The organism is Lentihominibacter faecis, from assembly GCF_014306095.1.
Lineage (GTDB): Bacteria > Bacillota > Clostridia > Peptostreptococcales > Anaerovoracaceae > Lentihominibacter > Lentihominibacter faecis.
The window spans coordinates 1-22,407 of the sequence record NZ_JACRWC010000107.1 but is presented as its reverse complement, the minus strand read 5'-3'; the positions used below and the strand labels follow the sequence as shown (position 1 = coordinate 22,407).

At 46.5% G+C, this 22,407-nt stretch carries 25 protein-coding genes and 1 pseudogene; 20 read left to right on the top strand and 6 right to left on the bottom strand.

Translation table 11 applies throughout. From position 1 onward, the window contains the following. The 9 genes and pseudogenes from H8876_RS08780 to H8876_RS08745 all read left to right on the top strand — a co-directional run. Positions 1–256: pseudogene (locus H8876_RS08780) on the top strand (hypothetical protein); the annotation flags it as partial. A 2-nt stretch (positions 257–258) separates the two neighbouring features. After that, positions 259–1,251: a UDP-glucose 4-epimerase GalE gene (gene galE, locus H8876_RS08775; RefSeq protein WP_249287430.1), complete on the top strand. Its 993-nt coding sequence runs from the start codon at positions 259–261 to the stop codon at positions 1,249–1,251. Between the two features lie 3 nt (positions 1,252–1,254). Further along, positions 1,255–2,115 carry a glucose-1-phosphate thymidylyltransferase RfbA gene (gene rfbA, locus H8876_RS08770; RefSeq protein WP_249287429.1) on the top strand — a complete coding sequence of 287 codons (861 nt, stop codon included), beginning with the start codon at positions 1,255–1,257 and terminating at the stop codon, positions 2,113–2,115. Positions 2,116–2,128: 13 nt separating this feature from the next. Continuing rightward, on the top strand, positions 2,129–3,262 hold the full coding sequence (locus H8876_RS08765; RefSeq protein WP_249287428.1) for a nucleotide sugar dehydrogenase: 1,134 nt from the start codon (positions 2,129–2,131) through the stop codon (positions 3,260–3,262). 6 nt (positions 3,263–3,268) lie between these two features. Continuing rightward, on the top strand, positions 3,269–4,519 hold the full coding sequence (locus H8876_RS08760; RefSeq protein WP_249287427.1) for a glucose-6-phosphate isomerase: 1,251 nt from the start codon (positions 3,269–3,271) through the stop codon (positions 4,517–4,519). Positions 4,520–4,539: 20 nt separating this feature from the next. Next, on the top strand, positions 4,540–4,671 hold the full coding sequence (locus tag H8876_RS10185; RefSeq protein ID WP_283241794.1) for a hypothetical protein: 132 nt from the start codon (positions 4,540–4,542) through the stop codon (positions 4,669–4,671). Positions 4,672–4,706: 35 nt separating this feature from the next. Beyond that, positions 4,707–5,243 carry a phosphohexomutase domain-containing protein gene (locus H8876_RS08755; RefSeq protein WP_346727852.1) on the top strand — a complete coding sequence of 179 codons (537 nt, stop codon included), beginning with the start codon at positions 4,707–4,709 and terminating at the stop codon, positions 5,241–5,243. Between the two features lie 894 nt (positions 5,244–6,137). Further along, the gene (locus H8876_RS08750; RefSeq protein WP_249287426.1) at positions 6,138–6,557 is read left to right on the top strand and encodes a hypothetical protein; all 420 of its coding nucleotides are present in this window, start codon (positions 6,138–6,140) and stop codon (positions 6,555–6,557) included. A 288-nt stretch (positions 6,558–6,845) separates the two neighbouring features. Beyond that, positions 6,846–7,238 carry a hypothetical protein gene (locus H8876_RS08745; RefSeq protein WP_249287425.1) on the top strand — a complete coding sequence of 131 codons (393 nt, stop codon included), beginning with the start codon at positions 6,846–6,848 and terminating at the stop codon, positions 7,236–7,238. A gap of 54 nt (positions 7,239–7,292) precedes the next feature. On the opposite strand, the gene H8876_RS08740 is transcribed toward H8876_RS08745, so the two are convergent. Together H8876_RS08740 and H8876_RS08735 are read right to left on the bottom strand one after the other, a co-directional pair. After that, positions 7,293–7,652: a helix-turn-helix domain-containing protein gene (locus tag H8876_RS08740; RefSeq protein WP_249287424.1), complete on the bottom strand. Its 360-nt coding sequence runs from the start codon at positions 7,650–7,652 to the stop codon at positions 7,293–7,295. A 38-nt stretch (positions 7,653–7,690) separates the two neighbouring features. Next, positions 7,691–8,392: a helix-turn-helix domain-containing protein gene (locus tag H8876_RS08735; RefSeq protein ID WP_249287423.1), complete on the bottom strand. Its 702-nt coding sequence runs from the start codon at positions 8,390–8,392 to the stop codon at positions 7,691–7,693. Between the two features lie 321 nt (positions 8,393–8,713). On the opposite strand from H8876_RS08735, the gene H8876_RS08730 reads away from it, so the two are divergent. Beyond that, on the top strand, positions 8,714–9,553 hold the full coding sequence (locus H8876_RS08730; RefSeq protein ID WP_465250742.1) for an AAA family ATPase: 840 nt from the start codon (positions 8,714–8,716) through the stop codon (positions 9,551–9,553). Positions 9,554–9,557: 4 nt separating this feature from the next. Beyond that, entirely contained in the window at positions 9,558–10,751 is a 1,194-nt protein-coding gene (locus H8876_RS08725) for a vWA domain-containing protein (RefSeq protein WP_249287422.1), read from the top strand. A gap of 302 nt (positions 10,752–11,053) precedes the next feature. Here the strand turns inward: H8876_RS08725 and lexA are convergent, their stop codons facing one another. Further along, positions 11,054–11,734: a transcriptional repressor LexA gene (lexA, locus tag H8876_RS08720; RefSeq protein WP_177264533.1), complete on the bottom strand. Its 681-nt coding sequence runs from the start codon at positions 11,732–11,734 to the stop codon at positions 11,054–11,056. Positions 11,735–11,940: 206 nt separating this feature from the next. Here lexA and H8876_RS08715 point away from each other — a divergent pair, with 206 nt between their 5' ends. Next, positions 11,941–12,132 (top strand): ferredoxin, encoded by a 192-nt coding sequence (locus tag H8876_RS08715; RefSeq protein ID WP_177264532.1) that lies wholly within the window; start codon positions 11,941–11,943, stop codon positions 12,130–12,132. Between the two features lie 126 nt (positions 12,133–12,258). Here H8876_RS08715 and H8876_RS08710 read toward each other — a convergent pair whose 3' ends face one another. The 3 genes from H8876_RS08710 to H8876_RS08700 form a co-directional block, all read right to left on the bottom strand. Next, positions 12,259–13,599 carry an aminotransferase class III-fold pyridoxal phosphate-dependent enzyme gene (locus tag H8876_RS08710; RefSeq protein WP_346727853.1) on the bottom strand — a complete coding sequence of 447 codons (1,341 nt, stop codon included), beginning with the start codon at positions 13,597–13,599 and terminating at the stop codon, positions 12,259–12,261. Between the two features lie 98 nt (positions 13,600–13,697). Then, complete coding sequence (locus tag H8876_RS08705) at positions 13,698–15,125, bottom strand: aldehyde dehydrogenase family protein (RefSeq protein ID WP_249287420.1); 1,428 nt, start codon at positions 15,123–15,125, stop codon at positions 13,698–13,700. A 466-nt stretch (positions 15,126–15,591) separates the two neighbouring features. Continuing rightward, positions 15,592–16,977 carry a sigma-54 interaction domain-containing protein gene (locus H8876_RS08700; protein WP_249287419.1) on the bottom strand — a complete coding sequence of 462 codons (1,386 nt, stop codon included), beginning with the start codon at positions 16,975–16,977 and terminating at the stop codon, positions 15,592–15,594. A gap of 166 nt (positions 16,978–17,143) precedes the next feature. Here H8876_RS08700 and trxA point away from each other — a divergent pair, with 166 nt between their 5' ends. The 8 genes from trxA to H8876_RS08660 form a co-directional block, all read left to right on the top strand. Continuing rightward, positions 17,144–17,455, top strand: a complete 312-nt coding sequence (gene trxA / locus H8876_RS08695; protein WP_177264528.1) for a thioredoxin — start codon at positions 17,144–17,146, stop codon at positions 17,453–17,455. A 329-nt stretch (positions 17,456–17,784) separates the two neighbouring features. Then, positions 17,785–18,285: a translation initiation factor IF-3 gene (infC, locus tag H8876_RS08690; protein ID WP_177264527.1), complete on the top strand. Its 501-nt coding sequence runs from the start codon at positions 17,785–17,787 to the stop codon at positions 18,283–18,285. Positions 18,286–18,325: 40 nt separating this feature from the next. Then, on the top strand, positions 18,326–18,526 hold the full coding sequence (rpmI, locus tag H8876_RS08685) for a 50S ribosomal protein L35 (protein WP_177264526.1): 201 nt from the start codon (positions 18,326–18,328) through the stop codon (positions 18,524–18,526). A 13-nt stretch (positions 18,527–18,539) separates the two neighbouring features. Further along, positions 18,540–18,893, top strand: coding sequence for a 50S ribosomal protein L20 (rplT, locus tag H8876_RS08680; RefSeq protein WP_177264525.1), 354 nt, complete (start codon positions 18,540–18,542; stop codon positions 18,891–18,893). 175 nt (positions 18,894–19,068) lie between these two features. Beyond that, on the top strand, positions 19,069–19,905 hold the full coding sequence (locus tag H8876_RS08675) for a sigma-E processing peptidase SpoIIGA (protein ID WP_283241793.1): 837 nt from the start codon (positions 19,069–19,071) through the stop codon (positions 19,903–19,905). A gap of 21 nt (positions 19,906–19,926) precedes the next feature. Continuing rightward, the gene (sigE, locus tag H8876_RS08670; protein ID WP_177264523.1) at positions 19,927–20,646 is read left to right on the top strand and encodes an RNA polymerase sporulation sigma factor SigE; all 720 of its coding nucleotides are present in this window, start codon (positions 19,927–19,929) and stop codon (positions 20,644–20,646) included. 138 nt (positions 20,647–20,784) lie between these two features. Further along, entirely contained in the window at positions 20,785–21,723 is a 939-nt protein-coding gene (gene argC, locus H8876_RS08665) for an N-acetyl-gamma-glutamyl-phosphate reductase (protein ID WP_249287417.1), read from the top strand. Continuing rightward, positions 21,724–22,407: bifunctional ornithine acetyltransferase/N-acetylglutamate synthase (locus H8876_RS08660; protein WP_249287416.1), on the top strand; the 684-nt coding region annotated here is incomplete at its 3' end.

Sequence of the window (22,407 nt, the reverse complement as noted above, 5' to 3'; positions counted from 1 at the left end):
GTTTCTTGTGTTTTTGATTAGCCTATTGATGCTGGTATATTCACTTGTGCAAAGATTTACAGGAAATGTTGTTGAGGGATGGTCCTCTCTGATTGTTTCAGTCTGGGCTGTAGGAGGGGCAACTATCCTAGCAATTGGCGTAATAGGCGAATATATTGGAAAAATATATTTGGAAACAAAGGCGCGGCCTAAGTATATTATTGAAACAATACTAGCAGAGGAGCAAGTAGAAGAAAATTATATGGAGGAAAACTAGAAATGGCGGTTTTGGTATTAGGTGGTGCAGGCTACATAGGTTCTCATACTGTATATGAATTGCTCAATCAAGAATATGATGTTGTTGTGGCAGATAATTTACAAACTGGTCATCAAGGGGCGGTGCATAAGGATGCACGTTTTTATCAAGGGGACGTTCGAGATACAGAATTTCTTGATCAACTTTTTCAAAAAGAATCAATAGAAGGCGTAATCCATTTTGCTGCCAGTTCTTTGGTAGGAGAAAGTATGACGAATCCGATAAAATACTATAACAATAATCTATATGGTACAATGGTTTTATTGAACATGATGATAAGGCATGGAATTAATAAAATTGTCTTTTCATCATCAGCCGCTGTGTACGGTGAGCCAAATTCTCTTCCTATTAGGGAAGAAGATCCGAAAGAGCCATTGAATACATATGGAGAAACAAAATTAGCTATGGAAAATATGATGAAATGGACTTCGAAAGCTCATGATTTGCAATATGTGGCATTGCGTTACTTTAATGCTTGTGGAGCTCATAGTTCGGGCTATATTGGTGAAGATCATAGTCCAGAGTCACATTTAATTCCGATTATTTTGCAGGTTCCTAATAATAAGCGTGATAAAATATCAATTTTTGGAACTGATTATGATACTAAAGATGGTACTTGTATAAGGGATTATGTTCATGTTACTGATTTAGCACAGGCCCATATTTTAGCTTTACAATATTTGATACATGGAGGTAAGAGTGACTCGTTTAATTTGGGAAATGGAGTAGGATTCTCTGTTGCAGAGATTGTGGAACATGCGCGAAAGGTAACAGGATATGATATCCCTGTAGAAAAAGAACATCGCCGTGCAGGTGATCCTGCTGTTTTGATTGCATCGAAAACTAAAGCTGAAACAATTTTGGGATGGAAACCAGCTTATGGTGATATTGATACAATAATTGCATCAGCATGGAAATGGCACAAGGCTCATCCAAACGGTTTTAAAGAGGTATAGATTATGAAAGGCATTATACTTGCAGCAGGAAAAGGGACTAGACTTTATCCCGCAACAAAAGCAGCTGTAAAACCATTGCTTCCGGTATATGATAAACCGTTGATTTACTATTCTATTGCAGTGCTGTTGCAGGCGGATATTCGAGATATCTTAGTGATTATTCCGCCGGGTGAGGAAGCAGGTTTTAAAGGACTCTTAGGTGATGGAAGCCAAATGGGAGTACATATCGAATATAAAGTGCAAACGGTAGCTAGAGGTATTGCCGATGCATTCCTGGTGGGCGAGGAATTTATTGGGACTGATGATGTATGCCTGGTGCTGGGCGATAATATTTTTTATCATCATGATTTAGAAGAGATGTTGATATCAGCTGTACAGAGCCTGGAAGGAGCTGTTGTACTAGGGTATCGTGTAGCTGATCCGAGACCGTTTGGCGTGGTGGAATTTGATGAGGGCGGTAAGGCTGTTTCTATTGAAGAAAAGCCAGTGCATCCGAAATCTAACTATATTATTCCAGGGTTGTATTTTTACCAGAATGACGTAATAAAGATCGCTAAGGGGCTTAAGCCGTCGGCTAGAGGAGAATTGGAAATCACAGATGTCAATATCGAGTATATGAATCAGGGGAGGCTTCGTGTGATCCCGGTGGAGCGTGGACTGACATGGCTGGATGCCGGCACAGAGGACAGTCTCTTGGAGGCTTCTCTCACCATAAAAGCATTGCAGAAGTCAGATGATTATGTGGGGTGCATTGAAGAAATTGCCTGGAGAAAAGGGCTGATCGCCGATCAGCAGTATAAAGTTCTGGGAGAAGAATTGAAAACGACCAAATACGGGCAACATATGTTAAGTTGTTTCAAGTAGAGTGGTGAATGGAATGAAGATTGCAGTAATTTCTGGATGGCAGCAGGCCGTTGCAATGGCAGCCATGCTTAGCCTTCGAAACGAGATTCGGATACTAGATGGAGCAGGCACAGAAGAAGGAATCCTTGGGCAGGCAGAGCAATACGGCGTGAAAAATTTCGAATCACTGTTTACTGGTGATGCAAAGAATGCATTAGACGATGCAGAGCTTGTTTTTATCAGTATAGCAGTCCCTTATGATGTGGAACTTAATTTTTATGATACTCATGATGTGGACATGTATCTCAACCAGGTGATGCGGTATGCACCGAAGGCGCTTGTAGTACTGCGTAGCGATGTTCCGGTGGGCTACACAAACAGAATGAAAAGTCGATATCCGGAATTAAACCTGGTATTTGTTCCTGACTTTGGGCGAAACGGCAGAGAGTTTCAGGCTGCTTTTTATCCGTTAAGGATCATTATCGGCGGCGGTGACGAAATTGCGAGAGAAACCCTGCGAGATCTTCTGGCGAGCAATGCCTGTGAAGTCGTCTACACGGAGCCTGAGGAGGCAGAGAGTGTGAAACTGTTTGCCAATGCCTATCTAGCCATGCGTGTGGCGTATTTTAATGAACTAGATACGTATGCGGAGTTGCGAGGCCTAAATAGCAAAGATTTGATTCGGTCAGTATCCTTGGATCCTCGAATTGGTGATCTGTATAACAACCCGGGGTTCGGGTATGGGGGCAGATACCTGGTGGAGGGAGTGTGTCGACTGAAAAGTGATTTTGCAGACATTCCAGAGCGAATCGTGGATATTGTGGAGACATCCAATGAAGTGCGGAAGGATCATATCGTGGAAATGATTCTTCAACGTCAGCTGGAGCCGCAAGTGTGCGGAGTATACGGTCTAGGCATGAAAAGTGGATCTAAAGATTTTCGCTATTCCGCAGTGGATGGTGTGATCCGTAGACTGCAGGAAAAAGGAAAGCAGGTGATTCTGTTTGAACCGATGCTGCAGATGGAGCGGTTTCTGTCGGCGGATGTGATCGCTGATTTCGAAGAGTTCGCAGAACGAAGCGATGTGATCAGCGCAAACCGGATGGATGACAGGATCCGGGAATTTCAGGACAAGATATATACCAGAGATATATTTGAAAGGGATTGATACAGCATGAAGATCAGGATAACGGGAAATCAGATGCAGGAAGAGATGCTGCAGGAACGCTGGCAGAAGCTGGCGGACTGGCATGAGATCCTTTTGTCAGAGGATACTCATCATCTGGGTGCAGATTATAAAGGCTGGGTGAAGCTTCCCGAAGAGATGGTCGAAGATCTGATTATAGATCTTGTGGAGACTGCCCGGGAGATCCAGGACAAATGCACGCTGTTTATCGTAGTGGGGATCGGCGGATCCTTTCTGGGCACCCGTGCAGTGATCGATGCCTTAAACGGGAGCCGGGAGGACTGCCCGGAGGTGGTCTTTGCGGGATTCAACATGAATGGCGCATATATCAGTAAACTAAAACGGCGGATCGCTAATGAATCGGTTTGCATGTGTGTCATCAGCAAATCCGGCAGAACAGTAGAGCCGCTTCTTTCATATGCAGTACTAAAAGACCTGATGTTTGCCAAATACGGATATCAGGAAGCACGCAGGCGAATCTATGTGATCACAGATGAGAAGAAGGGCGATCTACGACCGGAAGCTTTTGAGAATCAGTTTAAAGCCTTTACGATTCCGGGTAATATTGGCGGAAGATATTCTGTGCTTACAGCAGTAGGTCTGCTGCCCATTGCCGTAGCTGGGCATGATATCCGTATGCTTCTGGATGGTGCGAAGGATATGCAGAAGGCAGACTGGAGCGCTGATGGAGAGCTTTTGAGATATGCTGCAGGGCGGACGCTTTTACAGGAGCAGGGGAAATCCCTGGAGATCTTCGAATATTTTGAAGGAAATCTGCGGTATTTCGGAGAATGGCTGAAACAGCTCTTTGGAGAAACAGAAGGAAAGGATGGAAAGGGTGCCTATCCGGCGTGCTTGTTCTTTTCCAGAGACCTTCACAGTATTGGACAGTTCCTGCAGCAGGGAAGGCAGATTTTTTATGAGACGATGATCCGTATCGAGCATCCGGCGGAGGATATGGAGATCCCGTGGTATGCAGGCTATCCTTATGCGGGAAAGACCATGGAGCAGATCAATGCCTGTGCAGAAAATGGTGTACTGCAAGCCCATCAAAAGGCGGGGATCCCTATTCATGAGATCCATATTGAAGAATTGAATGCCTTTACCATGGGGCAGATGATTTACTTCTTTGAAATGTCTGCTGCGTTATCGGCGTATGTGATGGGAGTCAATCCCTTCGATCAGCCGGGAGTGGAAGCGTACAAGAAGGAAATGCAGGCTTTAATTGCAGAGCTTTAATGGATACAGGAGAAGGTGCAATGGATTATATCGAACAGTATCGTTTATGGTGTCAGAAAGTAAAAGATCAGGAACTGGAAGCAGAACTAGTGTCTATGGAGGGAAATATATCTGCGATCAAAGATGCTTTTTATCGTGATCTCTCGTACTGACTGGATTTAAATATATCGGAGAGCAGATCGGTCAGATGGAAGCCTGTGGGAAAGCAGACTCCTATATTTTCGGATTTGAAGAATCCTATGGATACTTGTCTGGCTCCTATGTGCGGGATAAAGATGCAGTGGACGCATATCTTCTGATTTGTGAGATGTTCTGTTATTATGCTAGCCAGGGAATCAGCTTGCTGGATCGACTTCATATGAGCTATGAGCAGTACGGATACTGCCTGAACAGGGTACATTCCTATAGCTTTGAAGGCGCTGCAGGATTTGAAACGATGCAGAAGATCATGGCGGGGTTTCGAACATTATCGGATCATTTATGTGGATATGTGATCGAACAGAAGTTAGATTATGCACAAGGGATCAATGGATTACCGAAAGCCGATGTTGTGAAATTCATCTTAGAAGATAACTGTTCTGTGATTGTCGGAACGAGTGGGACGGAGCCAAAGATCAAGGTGTATGTAACGGTTTGTGCAGATTCTGGAAAAATATCGACAGCAGCTGAATCAGATGGCAGAGATGATGCTGGTTGCAGCAGCAGGGATCGTATTTTGCGGTAGAAAGCTGTATAAGAGCAGATAGATAAAATAGCAAAACTTAATATGTAATAACGAAACGGGAGATTCAGGCGAGTGGATTGCATGTGAGCAGACCACCGTCGTTGGATCTCCTGTTTTTCTGCACCTGGGATTCTGGTGATCCAGGGCTGCAGGACTGACCTGATTGGAGCTGCTCCGCCGGTCGTTTCATCCTTAACAGGCTTAAGTCTGGAAATAAAGATGAAATCGGATGAAATTGACCGGCGCTTTAAGGGCTTTCATCTTTAAACTTGCGGTGCTGGACAATAGGGATGAAAATCTGCCTAAATTTTGGTAAATTTTCATCTCAATGCTGGCAACGCTAAGCTATGGATTCATCATCCCTATCCCCTCGACCCTAACCCTAAAGACGTTTATCACGCTGATTTCATCCCTATATCCCATGGGTATAGGGCTAGTGGGATGAAGTTCTAGCGTGTTATCTGTTTTACAAGTAGAACGGTTCGCTTGAATGGAAATATTTTAAGACGTTTCATCCTTCATCACAATGAGCCTGGCGTTGCAGGATGAAATCCTGAGGTGGACATCGAAGGAAGCCTCTGAAAACCCCTGACAGTAACGTGTTTTCATCCTGTGAGCCTTGCTGCGAGGGAGTCCGAGGATGAAATCAGCATGACGTAATAACTCGCTTCATGGATTTGCTCGGCTATCGCTAAGATCAGCGAATAAAATTCTGCAAACATCGCCAAAAAGAAAAAATGACAGAAAATCGCCCCAAATGCTCGACATATATTACCATGCGGAGTAGTATATCCCCACCAGATAATGGTGTGCATGCAATAGATAAGTTAATTGTCTCCGGAGGCAGGATGAGTTATAATCAGGGGAGAAGGGAAGTATAAGTATACCTTCCACATGAGCTGTGACAAGATCCCGGGATTGAAGCTGCATGATGGAGCGACCAGGATCTTTCTCAACACCCACGGAACGGATGATGAGGGAGTCAGTGAAGAGCTGATCCAGCTGTTGCGCTACTTTGAGCAGACGACAGAGGAGAATGCAGCAGGAAGTCACAGCCAGAAGATCGAAAATCTGCAGAAACGAGTGGAAGAAATCAAAAAGAACGAGGAAGTGGGGATCAGGTATATGAATGCATTTGAAGAGAAGATGTGGGAGAGGCGCGAAGGCCGGGAAGAAGGAGAACGGATCGGCGAGAAGCGTGGTCGACAAGAAATTGCTCGCAGGATGGTGGAGAAAAATCTTGATCTTGTGCTGATCAAAGAGATGACTGGTCTCACCGAGCAGGAGCTGAACGCGCTAAAGAAGAGAAATTAAAGCCAGAATAAGAGTAATAGCAATTATATTTTCGAAAGGAAAGAAAAAAGCAGGGCAATATTTCAAGGAGTTTCCTCATTTGTAAAAAATGCTCTGTTTTTTTATTGGAAAGAAATGACGCTTGGATCCTTCCATGACTTTTGTCACGCTGATACAGGTCTCCAACCTTTCAGAATACCCGAAATTTCATTTCAAAAATAGACTTATATTTACGGGAAATGTATTGTATATTTGTGATGGATTTTACGGTAATCATTATCATGTATAAGAGAAGGGAGATTAATTGACATGAAAATTGATAGACGGCGATTCATCGAAATAAAATCGGATAAAAAGGTGGACCGGCAGATTATTACCATAAATGAAAATGGGGTGATTGAGATATCCCGGGAAATGCAGGACGTGCTGAAGAAAAATGTATTTTCGCTGCATATCAGCGAAGACAGCAGACAGCTCCTTTTAGATCCTGCAGGAAGTGGAACGGTGATTAGAAACGACGAACCGATCACTGCGAAATATCTGATACAAATGATCGATGAAAGAGTGGCAGTTTTTCCTATGAACTACAAGATGATATGGGAACCTGAGGAAAAGGCGTGGCTTGGCGAATTGCAGACACCGCGTTCTTTACTGGTCAGGAAAAGAGAGCAGCTGGAGAAATTGAAAGAAAGGGAAAGATAACGGAAGTGGACGAGGGCTAAGCCTTCGTCCGCTTCCGTTGTGTACTTCTTCCGATCAATCCTTGTCTATTTTATCATCTTCCTCAACTCGATCCTTTTGCTTGTTCCCGGCGGCCATCAGCTCCATCAGATGCAGGACAGCGATGCGGTTATCAGCCGAGACATCGTGATATATGGTCAGTAGCTCGGCATGCTCTCCGGAAAGGGCAGCAGGATCATCATCCTCTGTAAAAAACTGCTGCAGACTAAGACCAAATGCTGCGGATATCCGTGTGAGGGTGTCAATGGTCGGCAGATTGTTCCGTCTGACCATGTTGTAAATCAGGGAATGGCTCAGGTTCGTTTCTTTTACCAGGCGGTAGGCGCTCCAGTTACGCTGTGCCATCAGCTCCAGGATTCGTTTGTTTGCATCCATAATATTGTTCTCCTTTTTCATAAAAACTACGGCTCTTTTCATTCATTGCGTTTTGCCTGAAGGGCAAGGAGCAGTTCCAGCACAGCACTGCGCTGTTCTTCTGTCAGAGAATCCCATAAAGCGAAAAGCTTCAGCTGTTCCGCAGTAAATCCGCCGGGCTCAGACGGCCTGGTGAAAAATTCTGCCAGGGTGATCTCCATGGATTCACAGATGATTTCGATCGTCTGCAGAGCAGGCTGTTTGCTGTGATGAAGCAGATTGATCAGTGTGGTGATAGCTATGCCGGATTCCTGAGAGAGCCGGTAAAGTGTCCAGCCCCGCTCTTCCATGAGTTCTTTGATTCGTGCGATTGCGTCCATGTTGTGGTCCTCCTGAAATTCATTTTCGTTATAGTTTGTTTTGGTGATCCCGTTCTGTTCAGACAATAGCTCCATCGCATGCAGGATAGCTTTTCGCTGCGGTATGCTGGTGTCGTGATAAAGAAAGAATACTGCTTCCTGCTGTGGCGTAAACAGTGCCGGATCTCCTTTTTCTGCAAAGAACTGGCGCATGCTGATCCCAAAGGCGGCGGTGACTTCCTCGATCGTCTTAAGAGACGGCATATTCTTGCGCTGGATCATGTTAAAAATGGTAGAATGATTGATCCCGGATTTTTGAGCCAGACGCCAGACCGGCCATTTTCGACGCTCCAGAAGATCCAGGATCCTTTGTCGTGTGTCCATTCGTTTATGTTGTTTCATACAGTCATACTCCTTCCTACTACAATGTATTTATGGTTAATATCCCTGTTCATAAAAAACCCTTCATACTAATAGAATGAATTCAAGACAAAATGTTGCACGATTTTACAAAAAAAACACAAAAAAACAAAAGCGGCCATTCTTCTCTTGATGCTGCAAAGGTTTTGGAAAGCGTATACCGCGAAAATGCTTGAAAAAAGGACGTATATGAGATATGATACTCATATGGCGTTTAACTTTTCTCATGGCGTTGTGATCAGTTGCTCGCGTTTTTTTTGCAGAAAAGTTATACACTTTGTTAGAAGGAGATGAATAAAAAATATGGACATGAATGTTTTTAAAGGGAGCGACGATTACGTCGTTACAAAAGAACTGATGAATGCAGTAAACGTATCCATCGCGCTGCAGAAGCCGCTTCTGATCAAGGGCGAGCCGGGCACTGGCAAGACCATGCTGGCTGAATCGATTTCCAAGGCACTGGATATGGATCTGATCATCTGGGGCATCAAATCCACGACGAAGGCACAGGAAGGACTTTATGTGTACGATACTGTGCAGAGACTGTACGACAGCCAGTTTGAAGAGGGAAATGTTTCTGATATCAAGCAGTATATCAAGCTGGGCAAGCTGGGAGAGGCGTTTACTTCTGACAGGCAGGTGGTTCTGCTGATCGATGAGATCGACAAGGCAGACCTGGAATTCCCGAATGACCTGCTGTGGGAACTGGACAAGATGGAATTTTATATCAACGAAACCAAAGAAACGATCAAGACGAAGCACAGACCGATCGTGATCATCACATCCAATGCCGAAAAGGAACTGCCGGATGCGTTCCTGCGCAGATGTATCTTCCACTACATCGAATTCCCGGATGCAGAAAAGATGGAAGAGATCATCAACGTACACTTCGGAAATATCGATCAGAAGCTTTGCCAGAAGGCTCTGGAAGCATTCTATGAGATCCGTAAGATGGATGAGATCCAGAAGAAGCCGAGCACATCTGAGCTGTTAGACTGGATCCAGGCACTGATGATCAGTGGCGTGGATATTGAAAACCTGTCTTCGGAGATGCCGTTTGTCGGCGTTCTGCTGAAGAAGAACCAGGATATTGATGTAATGCACGAAATCAAAGAGAAAGGTTACTCGCTGAAGAGATGGTAAGAATATGTTTTTAGAATTTTTTTACCTGTTGAGAGCGAAAGGCCTTGAGGTTTCGATCAATGAATGGATGACGCTGATGGAAGCTCTGGATAAGGGACTGGCGCATTCATCGTTTCTCAGCTTCTATTACCTTTGCAGAAGCATCCTGATCAAAACAGAGGCGGACTATGATAAGTTTGACGCTGTTTTTGCAGAGTATTTCAAGGATGTGCATACGCCGGAGGATCTGCCGGCTGAGTTCTGGAAATGGCTCAGCGAGGATGAACAGGAGCGTGACATCAACGATATGGGCACAGGTGATGAGTGGCCAAAGGAACTGGAAGAAGTGCTCCGCCTGTTCCGCGAAAGGATCGAAGAACAGAAGGAAAAGCACGATGGCGGAACGTACTGGATCGGTACCGGCGGAACGTCCACCATGGGCCGCGGCGGATACCATACCACAGGGATCAGGACCGGTGGAGAAAGTCGCCACAAATCGGCGCTGCAAATTGCCGGAGAGCGGAACTTCAAGGATTTCAGACAGGATAAAGTACTGGATATCAGACAGTTTCAGATGGCATTCAGAAAACTTCGTCAGTACTCTTCGCGCGTAGATGGTATGAAGACGGAGCTGGATATCGATAAGACCATAGATGAGACCTGCGATAATGCAGGGATGCTGCAGCTCGTATACGACAAGCCTCGTAAAAATACGGTCAAGCTGCTTCTGCTCATCGATTCGGATGGATCGATGCTCCCGTACAGCAGAATGTGCAACAGGCTGTTCCAAGCTGTAAGCAAGTCAAACCATTTCAAGGATCTTAAGGTTTATTACTTCCACAACTGCATCTATGACAACCTTTACAATACGCCGTACTGCAAACGTGGTGACTGGGTAGAGACCAACTGGGTGCTGAGCAATCTGGACAGTGAATACAAGGTTATTTTCGTAGGAGATGCAGCGATGGCTCCGTCGGAGCTGTTCCGCAAGGGAGGCAATGCGATCATCGGTCTGGGAAACGAAGAACTGGGCATTGAATGGCTGCAGAAGTTCAACAGAAGATATAAGAAAAAGATCTGGCTTAATCCTATCGATAAAGATTCATGGAATTACACATATGGATACAAGACGATCCAGGCGATACGTGAAGTATTCCCGATGTATGAACTGACTCTTGACGGGCTGGATGCCGGAATAAAAAAACTGTTAGTAAAATAAAATGAAATAACGGAGCATAACAGCTTACTTTGGCGAAAGTCCTCGACGCTTCGACCGCAGCCACGATGATCTTGTGTGGCGCGGTCGGCGCCTGCGGAAAATCGCCTCCGTAAGCCGCCATGCTCCGTTTTGCTTGCAGGTGATCTGCTTTGATTGCAGGCTCTCCGTTTTGATTGCAGGCTCTCCGTTTTGATTGCAGGCTCTCCGTTTTGATTACAGGTACTCAGTTCTGATTGCAGGCGCTCTGTCTGCTTTGATTGCAAGTACTCCGTTTTGATTGCAGAAGCCAGGATGACCTGCCCTTAAAAATACCGGAATACGCCCTTCACCTTGCCCAGGATCTTGACATCCTTGACGATGATAGGACTCATGGTGGAGTTCTCCGGCTGGAGGCGGATGTGGCCGGCCTCTTTATAGAAGGTCTTGACTGTGGCTTCGCTCTCGAACCCATCGACCATGGCGACTACGATATCTCCGTTGCGGACACTGTTCTGCTGTTCGACCAGGATGTAGTCCCCATCCATGATACCGGCCTCGATCATGCTTTCTCCTTTTACGACCAGCATGAAGTTGCGTCCACTGCCCAGAAAACGGGTGGGAATCGGGAAGCTGTCTTCGATATTCTGCTCGGCCAGGATCGGAGTTCCGGCAGCGATACGACCGACAACAGGAACTTCTGCGACTGGAGTGTGGCTGGCGATATCTATGCCTGATTCGATGCTTGCAGATGGTGTGGAGACCTCCGGTGCCATCTGTTCCTCGGCCTCTGGAGTGGAATCATCCACGATCATCAGAGCGCGCGGTTTGGAAGGGTCTTTTCTGATAAAGCCCTGTTTCACAAGACTGGCAATATCCTTATGTGCGGTAGATGTTGATTTGATGTTCAGTGCAGAACAGATCTCACGCACAGTAGGCGGATAGCCCTTGGTTTTTATTTCGTTCTTCATATATGCGAGTATTTTTTGTTCACGCTCTTTAGACATAGCAGCAGCCTCCTTTTTATATAGAAATAGCATATCATAAAAAGAACAAAAAGTAAACAAATGTTTGCTGTTCTTTTCGTGGGTTTTATTCGTTGCATTTCCAACAGCTTTTCTCGCTTTTCTGTGGTATATTCAAGCTGTTAAAAGGGAAGACTGATAAGAGATGACGCCATCCGCAATGGGCGAGAAATGAAGGAGGTGCGAGTATGAGATATTATGTAGATGAAAACTGTATTGGATGCGGACTCTGTGAAGGGATGTGTCCTGAAGTGTTTCACATGGCTGAAACCGGTGTGGCGGTAGCTATCGATGAGCCGATCAGTAACGAGGCTTTTGACAAAGCTGAACTGGCTATGGATGAATGTCCGACCAGTGCGATCCATTCGAAGGAAGACTAAGGAAAACTAACGAATCAAGACAGGATTAACAAGGGAACGAGCTGTCAGCCTTTCCCATCAAAATTCAAACAAAAAAGCAGGTGGGAGACCACCTGCTTTTTCAGGAGTACTTTATTGATCTATAGACTAAATCATCTGATCTACAGAATCTAATACCTTGTCCATGATAGCCATCTGTTCTCTCAGCTCTTCTTCTGTGATAGTGAGTGGAGGGCAAACAACGATCATATTTTCGTGGGAATAAGTCCAGAAGCCGTCAGCCTTCAGCATTCCCAGGATCTTAGGCATGATGCCTTCTGGATCCTTACCGAACGGTACCAGCGGTTCTCTGGTTTCCTTATCCTTAACCAGCTCGATAGCGGAGAACAGACCAATGTGTCTAACTTCTCCTACGGAAGCGTGGCTTTCTACATATCCATCTAAGATGTCAGCTAAAACTTTGCTTGTAACCTTCATCTTGTTTTCGATGTCTTCATTCTTGTATTCTGCGATAGTTGCAGCAGCTGCAGCACAACCCATCGGGTGAGCGGAGTAAGTCAGGCCGCATCCCATAGAAGTTTCGTCGAAGAACTTAGCGATCTTTTCCTGCATAACAACGCCGCCGAGAGGAACGTATCCGCAAGTGCAGCCCTTAGCGAATGTGATCATGTCCGGTTCATATCCGAAGTTCATGAATGCGAAGCACTTACCAGTTCTGTACCATCCAGCCATAACTTCGTCAGCTACCATCAGGATGTCGTACTTGTCGCACAGAGCTCTAACGCCCTGGTACCATTTAACTGGAGCGATCAGAACGCCGTTGGAACCTACAACGGATTCGAGCCAGATAGCTGCGATCTGTTCAGGTCCCTCGTACAGGATCTGGTTTTCCAGCAGTTCGAGGTAGAAATCAGCAACATCATCTTCATTTTCGAACTTGCAAGCCTTAGGTGCTCTGTAAGCGTAAGGCCCATCGTACTTAACGAATCCAGGACCGCCTGGTTCGTTGAAGAAGTGTCTAGGTTCACCAGTCAGCATACCAGCGCCAGCGGAAGAACCGTGGTAGCATCTGTACTGGGAGAAGATCTTCAGTTTGCCAGTGTACTGTCTTGCGATCTTGATAGCGTTTTCGTTCGCTTCAGCACCAGCGTTTGTGAAGAATACTTTACCGCCTTTGAAGCCAGTAGCTTCAACAACAGCTTCAGCAGCATCAGCTCTGCAGTCCATAGCGAAAGCAGGTCCCATGAACGGGATCTTCTGAGCCTGTTCTACGATAGCGTCGATGATAGCCTTGTTGCCGTGTCCCAGGTTGGAGTTAACCAGCTGAGAAGACATGTCTGCGTACTTCTTGCCGTTTTCGTCCCAGAAGTACAGACCTTCAGCCTTAGTTACAACGATCGGATCTACTTTGTTCTGAGCAGACCAGGAATGTAAGTTATACTTTTTATCTTTTTCTTTAATTGCTGACATTTCAAATCTCCTTTCTATTGATTGAGAAAGGGATCGGTGTGATCCCCTTTCTCAAAGAACAGTTCGTACTTGTCCGCTGCGAAAAAGCAGCAGTTTTTATTGAAGATAAGCTGTGCTTATGCGTCAACCTTAGCGATTACATCTGCATCGATGAAGTCTTCAGCTTTTTCTGGCTTCCAGTTAGGGATCTGTCTGGAAACGTAAGTGAAGTTGAGCAGATCTTTCCAAGTAGCGTTGTGGGATACGCTGTTGCCGCCCCAAGTACCACAACCCAGAGTCATGGATACAGGGAATCCGCAATCCCAGCCACCGGAGTTAGTCAGGCACTGAGGCTGGTTAACAACACACTTTGTTACAGGAGCTACTGCAGCCAGCTTGTTAACATCTTCTACGTCGTTTGTGTGGATACCGCAGCTGTGACCCTTGCCCTGGTATTCGAGGCAAGCCATCATCTTGTCGATAGCATCGTCCAGATCCTTAGCTTTCTGTACGCCGGATACAGGGGACAGTTTTTCGCCTGCGAACGGGTGATCCAGGCCAGCGCCATTTTCTTCAGCCATCAGAACTGCAGTGCCGGCAGGAACGTCGATACCAGCGATCTTAGCGATCGTTTCAGCGTTCTGAGCAACGATAGCTCTGTTGAGAACGTGATCGTTCGGAGTGTTAGGCCACATAGCAACCTTCAGTTTTTCTTTTTCTTCGGAACCTTCCTTGAACATTACAGCTCCGTGAGCTTCCATTTCCTTTACGAATTCATCATAGCAGTCTTCGAATACGATGATGTTGTTTTCAGTGGAGCAGGAAGTTGCGTTGTCGTATCTCTTGGACTTAACGATCATTTCAGCAACCTTGTCCATAGGAGTCTTGCCAGTTACGATGGATACGCAGTTACCAACGCCAACGCCGATAGCCGGAGTACCGGAGGAGTAAGCTGTTTCAACCAGAGCTTCACCGCCAGTAGCCAGGATGAAGTCGCACTGCTTCATCAGTTCCTGAGAAGTCTGCAGCTTAACGTATTCTGGTTCTACGGACTGTACTAAGTCTTCTGGATATCCTAACTTCTTCAGAGTAGCTCTGATTTCGTCAACGATAACAACGTTCAGCTTCTTGCACTTAGGGTGTGGAGCCAGGATGATAGCGTTTCTTGTCTTCAGAGCCATGTTGGACTTAACGATCGGAGTAGCTTCTCCGTTTGTTACAGGCATGATACCAGCAACAACGCCCATAGGCTTAGCCCATTTCTGCATTCCAGTTTCTTTATTATCTTCGATCAGACCAACGGATTTCTGACCCTTCATCTGGAGATAAGCTCCCCAAACCTTACCATAGATCTTACCAACCTTGTCTTCAGGGATACCCATGCCGGATTCTTCAACCAGCATTTCAGCATACATCTTAGCCTTTTCCGGCTTAGTGAGGTTGTAAGTAACAGCAGCAGTGATCAGATCAACATCTTCCTGTGTGAAGTTGTTTGCGATAGCCTGTGCTTTTCTTGCTTTTTCTACTAAACCTGCAACGTATTCAGCAAAGTTTAAATCTGCCATTTTAAAGTCCTCCTTTTTATTCTATAAAATAACAATCTTTAGCAGGGTACCTTTCGGCACCACCTATATAGTACGCAATTACTGTGCCAAATATGTGAAAAAAGTTGTCGCTTCTGTAAAGAAATTTTGCAGAAAAAAACAAGAAAGCTCAAAACCCTTGAAATTAGCCGAGTCAAACCCAAAAAAACAAAATAGTATAATGTATACACAACAAAATACCGATATGGAGAATTTTCCAGATAAGCTCCCAGATACCACAACTGCGATACAGAAATGTATCGCAGTTCGTTTGTGTATTATTTAACGCACATTTTACCTTAAAATCACTGATTTGCAGAAGATGATACAGAAATGTATCGCTGATACAGAAATGTATCGCGCCCTAAATCCGCACAAAACCGCGTTTTTTAGGACTAATGATCTATGAAAAGACGATGCTCCCACCATCTACGCGTGTGCTCCTGCGTTACTGCTCAGAGCCTGAAAGCCCGTATTTATGAAGCTTTCGGACGATCGTAGGCTGACTGACCTGCAGCACTTTGGCAATGGCACGAGTGGATTTATAGTTGGTCAGAGCATTGCTAAGAATATCACGTTCTGCTTTTTCCATGGCAGCGGCCAGGGACAGGTCGGTCTTTGTGTTGGCATTCGTTTCGGCTTCCTGTTTGATGAAAATAGGAAGGTTCTCTTCGCTGATCACATCGTCGTTGGTGGTGATGATGAGTCGCTCGATGATGTTCTGAAGCTCCCGCACGTTTCCGGGCCATGGATATTTCAGCAGGACCGTCAGAGCTTCAGAGCTGAGGACTTTGTGTTCCCGCAGATTTTCGTTGTACTTGTGCAGATTGCTCTGGATCAGAGGCAGGATATCCTCCGGACGATCCCGCAGTGGCGGCACAGTGATCGGCACGACGTTGAGACGGTAGTAAAGGTCTTCACGGAATTTATCCTGACGCACCAGATCCTGAAGATCGCGGTTCGTGGCGGAGACGATGCGCACATCGATGGGGATCGGTTTTACTCCGCCTACCGGCGTGATTTCCCGCTCCTGGATGACACGGAGAAGTTTGACCTGCATGTTCAGAGGGAGCTCTGAAATCTCATCCAGGAATATGGTTCCGCTCTGCGCCACTTCAAAGAGTCCTTTTTTACCGTCTGACCTGGATCCTGTAAATGCTCCCGGAGCATAACCGAAAAGCTCGGATTCGATCAGATTGTCCGGGATAGCCCCGCAGTTTACCGTTACGAAAGGTCCTTCGCAGCGATTTCCTTCTTCGTGAAGCTGCTTGGCGATCAGACCTTTGCCGACGCCGGATTCTCCGGTGATCAAAACAGTCGTGTTGACGGAAGCCAGTCTTTTGGTCAGAGTCATGACGTTATGCATGCTCTGGCTGCTGGAAATAATATCTCCGCCCGGTGCTTCGATCCCGTCTATGTCGTTGAGGGGAAGGACAGTACCGGCATCGGCATCCGACGGATCCTGTTTTGATGTCAGCTGGGTGATATCGCGGGAAACTGTGATGATCAGTGAGATCTCCTGCTTGCTGTTATAGACAGGGGTCCCGGTCGTCAGCAGTTTCTTGCCGTTTTTATTTTCGTGGATAATGGTGATCTCGCGGTTTTCTTCCAGGACTCTGCGAGTAACGGAAGGGGCAAATATCCCCATTTTCTCAAGATCCTTCACATGTTTTCCGCGAGTGCCGGAGGAAGAGATCTGGTAGAGTTCCTCGCAGGCGCTGTTGCACCACACGCAATGTCCGGCACCGTCATCGATAAAGACTGCATCGCTGACCCCGTCAAGGATGGGCAGCAGATCGTGCAGTTTGATTGTCTCCATAATATTGTAAGCCATAGTGTCTCCTTTTCTTACCTTTATATATAATACACGGAAAAATCGATTTTCACAAGAAAATGTATAAATTTCACCTTGACAGTCCAGTATAAATCTGTATGATAGTAAGTAAGAGGGAAATAATAGGAAACAGATAGAAAAGAGATTATACAAAAGGAGGACAAAAATGAATATCATTACGATAACAAAGGATAATTTTGAAGCGGAAGTATTAGAATCCAGAAAGCCGGTACTCATCGATTTCTGGGCTACATGGTGCGGACCGTGCCGGATGCAGGGTCCTGTGCTGGATGAGATCGCAGCGGAGACAGATGCCATAAAGATCGGCAAGGTCAACGTAGATGAAGAACAGATGCTGGCTCTCAAGTTCGGCATTACCAGCATACCAACGCTCATGCTGTTTAAAGACGGAAAAGAAGCGGACAAGCTTGTGGGGCTTCGCTCGAAGGAGGAACTGAAGCAGCTCCTTGGACTTTAGATCCTGCAAAGCGCTCTGCGAAAACTTTGCAGAAATCTGCAAAAAAATCGCAAAAGCTTTGCAAAAAAATCACATCAAAACAGAAGAAACTGCTTGCGCACAGCGAGGAATTATGGTATTCTACTCAAGTAGCAAAGAAGAAGTAATCCGCTTCTCACCTGGAGGCTGCGGCTACCCGGGTACAATACGAAACATTTTTCCGAAAAGGCGGAAGGTCGTTCAGGCAGATCATGCGGAAACGACAGATGAAATGTGTGAGTGTACAGAGGCGGATCGTTGAATCCGCCTTTTATTATTTTTGGAGGTGTAAGGAAATTAGCAGAGAAGCTATGATAAACGAAGAAATTCGTGCAAAGGAACTGAGAGTTATCGCTGCAGACGGTACGCAGTTAGGTATCATGAGCCGTGAGGAAGCGCTGGCGCTGTCCGAAGAGAAACGGCTGGATCTGGTCTGCATTTCACCGAAGGCAAATCCGCCGGTCTGCAAGATCCTGGATTACGGGAAGTACAAATATGAGCTTCAGAAAAAAGAAAAAGAAGCCAAGAAAAAGCAGAAAACCACTCAGGTAAAAGAAATCCGTCTGTCTACATTTATCGAGGACCATGACATCATGGTGAAGGCGAAGACGGGAGCAAAATTCTTGAAAGATGGAGACAAGCTGAAGGTCAGCCTGCGTTTCCGCGGAAGAGAGAAGGATTATGTGGCGCGCGGCATGGAAGTAATGAACAAATTTGCCGAAGCTGTTTCGGAAGTGGGCGATATCGATAAAAAGCCTAATTTCGAAGGCAGAAGCCTGACGATGATCCTTACACCGAAATCGGATAAGTAAGTATTAAGCATTATTAATATAAAAACAGGAGGAAAACACCATGGCAAAGCAGAAAATGAAGTCTCACAGAGGCGCATGCAAAAGATTCAAAATAACAGGTTCCGGAAAAGTAAAGAGAAATAAAGCATATAAGAGCCACATTCTTACGAAAAAGAGCCAGAAGAGAAAGAGAGGCCTCAGAAAGGCTACAACATTAACAAGCGCAGATCTGAAGAGAATTAAGGCAGTATTGAGCAAGTAAGGAGGGTCGAATAATGGCAAGAGTAAAAAAAGGTGTAAACGCACATAAGAGACATAAAAAAGTTTTAAAGATGGCGAAAGGCTACTACGGTGCCAAGAGCAAGACATTCAGAGCTGCTAAGCCGGCTACGATGAGAGCTCTTCGTTCCGCATACGTAGGCAGAAAGAATAAGAAGAGAGACTACAGAAAACTGTGGATCGCAAGAATCAACGCTGCTGCAAGAATGAACGATATCTCCTACAGCAGACTGATCGACGGCCTGAAGAAATCCAGCATCGATATCAACAGAAAGATGCTGTCCGAACTGGCTATCCACGATCCTGCTGCATTCGCACAGCTGTGTGAAACTGCTAAGAAGGCTCTCTAGGCTTACTGGCGAAATAAAAACTGTGAAACATAAGACTTCGGAAATCCCGGGGTCTTATTTTTTTATCCTGCGGATTTTATGAAAGGGAAGGGTGCGGGATTCGACAGATTGTGCGTGCCGGCAGGTGTATAATCCCTGGTATCATATGCTGAAATGATGGCGGGGGTGCGCAGGGTTGATCGTATATGGAGATATCCTTTTTGTGGAAAATTTCATAACGGGCAGTGTGCTTCTGTATCTGACGGCGGTGATCTTTCGTGTGGATCTTCATAGGAAAAAGCGGCTGCTGCGGTTTGTGTGCGGGAGCATGATGTGCGGAGGGATCGCCTTCGTGCTGTTTCTGCCGGTGGGGATGCCCTGGAATATTGCTTTGGAAGGGGCGTTTGCGGTGCTGGTGTGTCTGGTGGTATTTGGACGCCGGGGCGTGCTGCTGCGGGCGGCGGCCTTTGCAGCGCTGACCTGCTTTCTGGGAGGAATGACTATGGCTTTGCTGCTCGCCTTTGGTCATACGGGTATGTATGCGCCGGGCGGGATCTACACCGGTGATTTAAAGGCGGGAGTGCTGGCTTTGTTTCTGGGAGCATCGGTTTTCGCAGTCAGGCGGATCCTCGCTTTTGTGGACCGGATGAAGTTTTACCGGGAGCATGTGTTTTCTGTAAAGATCAGGATCGGAAGCTGGGAACAGACGATAGAGGCTTTTCTGGATACCGGTAACGGTTTGCGTGATCCTGTCAGTGGGAAAAGTGTTGCCGTGGCATCTTCTCTGCTCTGGCAAAAGCTGAAGGAGGAAGGCGTGATCACTGCTGACAGGTTTCGCATGATCCCGTATTCTGCGGTAGGTGGATCCGGACTTCTGCCTGCTGTACGAACGGATTTTCTTGAATTCGCCAACACTCGCTGCTGTGGTGCTTTTCTGGCGGGAGCAGGAGAAGAGCTGAAGGTGGCGGGCGGAGCCTTTGCAGAAACAGAAGAGCCTTGCGTATTGTTGTCGCGGGACATGGTGCAGCGATGAGTGAGAAAAGGGGGAAGAGAAATGAGTTACTGGAAGGTTTTGCTGGAAAAGTGGAAAGCGTTTATCTGCAATAAAAAGAGAAAAGGGAAAAACGGACTTTTTTACATAGGCGGCAGTGATACGCTGCCGCCGCCGCTTTCAGCAGAAGAAGAGCAGCAGGCGGTGCGGGCGTTCATGGGAGGCAGCAAGAAGGCCAGAGATCTTTTGATCGAGCATAATCTCAGGCTGGTCGTGTACATTGCCAGAAAGTTCGAAAGCGCGGGGATCAATGTTGAGGATCTGATCTCCATAGGGACGATCGGGCTGATCAAGGCAGTGAACACGTTTAAGATCGAAAAAAACATCAAACTGGCGACTTATGCGTCCAGGTGCATCGAGAATGAGATCCTTATGTATCTGAGGCGAACGAGCAAAACGAAAGGTGAAGTTTCCCTGGATGAACCACTGAATGTTGACTGGGATGGAAATGAACTGCTGCTTTCCGATATTCTGGGGACGGAGACGGACGAAGTTTACGGGCATCTGGAGGAGGAAGTGAACCGAAGGCTTCTGGGATGTGCGATGGAAAAGCTCTCCGGCAGAGAGCGGGAGATCGTGGAGATGCGCTTCGGGCTTGCGGGCAGCAGGGAGATGACGCAAAAGGAAGTGGCGGAGCGTATGGGAATTTCGCAGTCGTATATTTCCAGGCTGGAAAAGAAGATCATAGGCAGGCTGCAGAGTGAAATTCGAAAACTAGGATAGCTTTCAGTAAAATCCCCGAAAAAAGAACGATTTTTCGGGGATTTTTCACAATTTATTTTGCAAAACGTCTTGAAATCCTCAAGCAACTGTTGTATTATTATACATTATCTGAATAAATATGCACAGCGGGAGGATGCTATGAAATACAACGTTTTTATCGATGGAGCAGAAGGTACCACGGGGCTGAAAATACATCAGTACTTTCAGAAAAGAGAGGATATACAGGTATTAAAAATCGAGGAAGCAAAGAGAAAAGATATGGAGGCGCGTCTGGCACTGATCAGACAGGCGGACATTTCATTCCTTTGTCTGCCGGATGCGGCTGCAAAGGAGATCGCAGAAGCGGCGCCGAAGGATTGCCGGATCCTGGACACATCTACGGCTCATCGTACAGATCCGGAATGGGTGTACGGCATGCCGGAGCTTTGCAGCACACAGAGAGATAAAATCAAAGAAAGTAATCGCGTAGCCGTACCGGGATGCCATGCGACAGGCGTGATCCTGCTCACAAGACCGCTTCTTGCGGCTGGTCTTTTACCGAAAGATTATCCGGTGGCGGCATTTTCCCTGACGGGTTACAGCGGCGGCGGTAAGAAGATGATCGCGCAGTATGAAGCGGAGGAGAGAGACGGGCTGGATCCTGCAAAAGATCCTCTTAAGAGTCCGCGGCAGTACGGCATTTCGCAGATGCATAAACATCTTCCGGAAATCAAGGCAGCGACAGGACTGACACAGGCTCCTGCGTTCATGCCGGTCGTAGCGGATTACTACAGTGGAATGGAAGTGACCGTTCCTGTGACGGGGATCTGCGGAGGGATCGCAGCGGTAAAGAAGGCGATGAAGGATCATTATGCAGATCAGGTTCTGGTCAGCGTGACAGATGAGATGGATGACAATGGATTTATTGCAGCGAATCGACTGGCGGGGACAAATCGCCTTGAGATCGCTGTAAGTGGGAATGATGATCATATCCTGCTGGTAGCCACATACGACAATCTTGGCAAGGGAGCATCCGGTGCTGCCATCCAGAATATGAATATCATGCTTGGACTTGATGAAGGAAAGGGGTTGTTATAGATGAAGTATATTGATGGAGGTGTCTGCAGCGCGAAGGGGTTTCGTGCAGGAGGCATGAACTGTGGCATTAAAGCCGGGAGCACGAAAAAAGATCTGGCTATGATCGTCAGCGACACCATGTGCAGTGCGGCGGCGGTGTATACGACGAACAAGGTGAAGGGAGCACCGCTGGCGGTGACGCGGGAGCATCTGATCAACGGAACTGCTCAGGCTGTGATCTGTAATAGCGGGAATGCCAATACCTGTGCGCCAAATGGTGTGGAGATCGCTGAAAAAACATGTGAGATCACAGGCAGCGCACTGGGGCTGGCAGCGGAAGATATCATCGTGTGTTCTACCGGGGTCATCGGCCAGGAGCTTTCTATAAAACCGTTTGAATACGGTGTGCCGAAACTGGCGGAGAAAGTCAGCTACAATGGTGGACAGGAAGCGGCAGAAGCTATTATGACGACAGATACGATACCGAAATCCATTGCGGTGGAATTTGAGATCGACGGGAAGACCTGTTATATCGGAGGGATAGCCAAGGGAAGCGGGATGATCGATCCTAATATGGCAACCATGCTTTCGTTTATCACAACAGATGCGGCTGTTTCTCCGGAAATGCTGGACAAGGCTCTTAAAGCAGACGTGAAAACAAGCTACAATCAGATCTGTGTCTGTCTCTTATACACATCTCCGAGC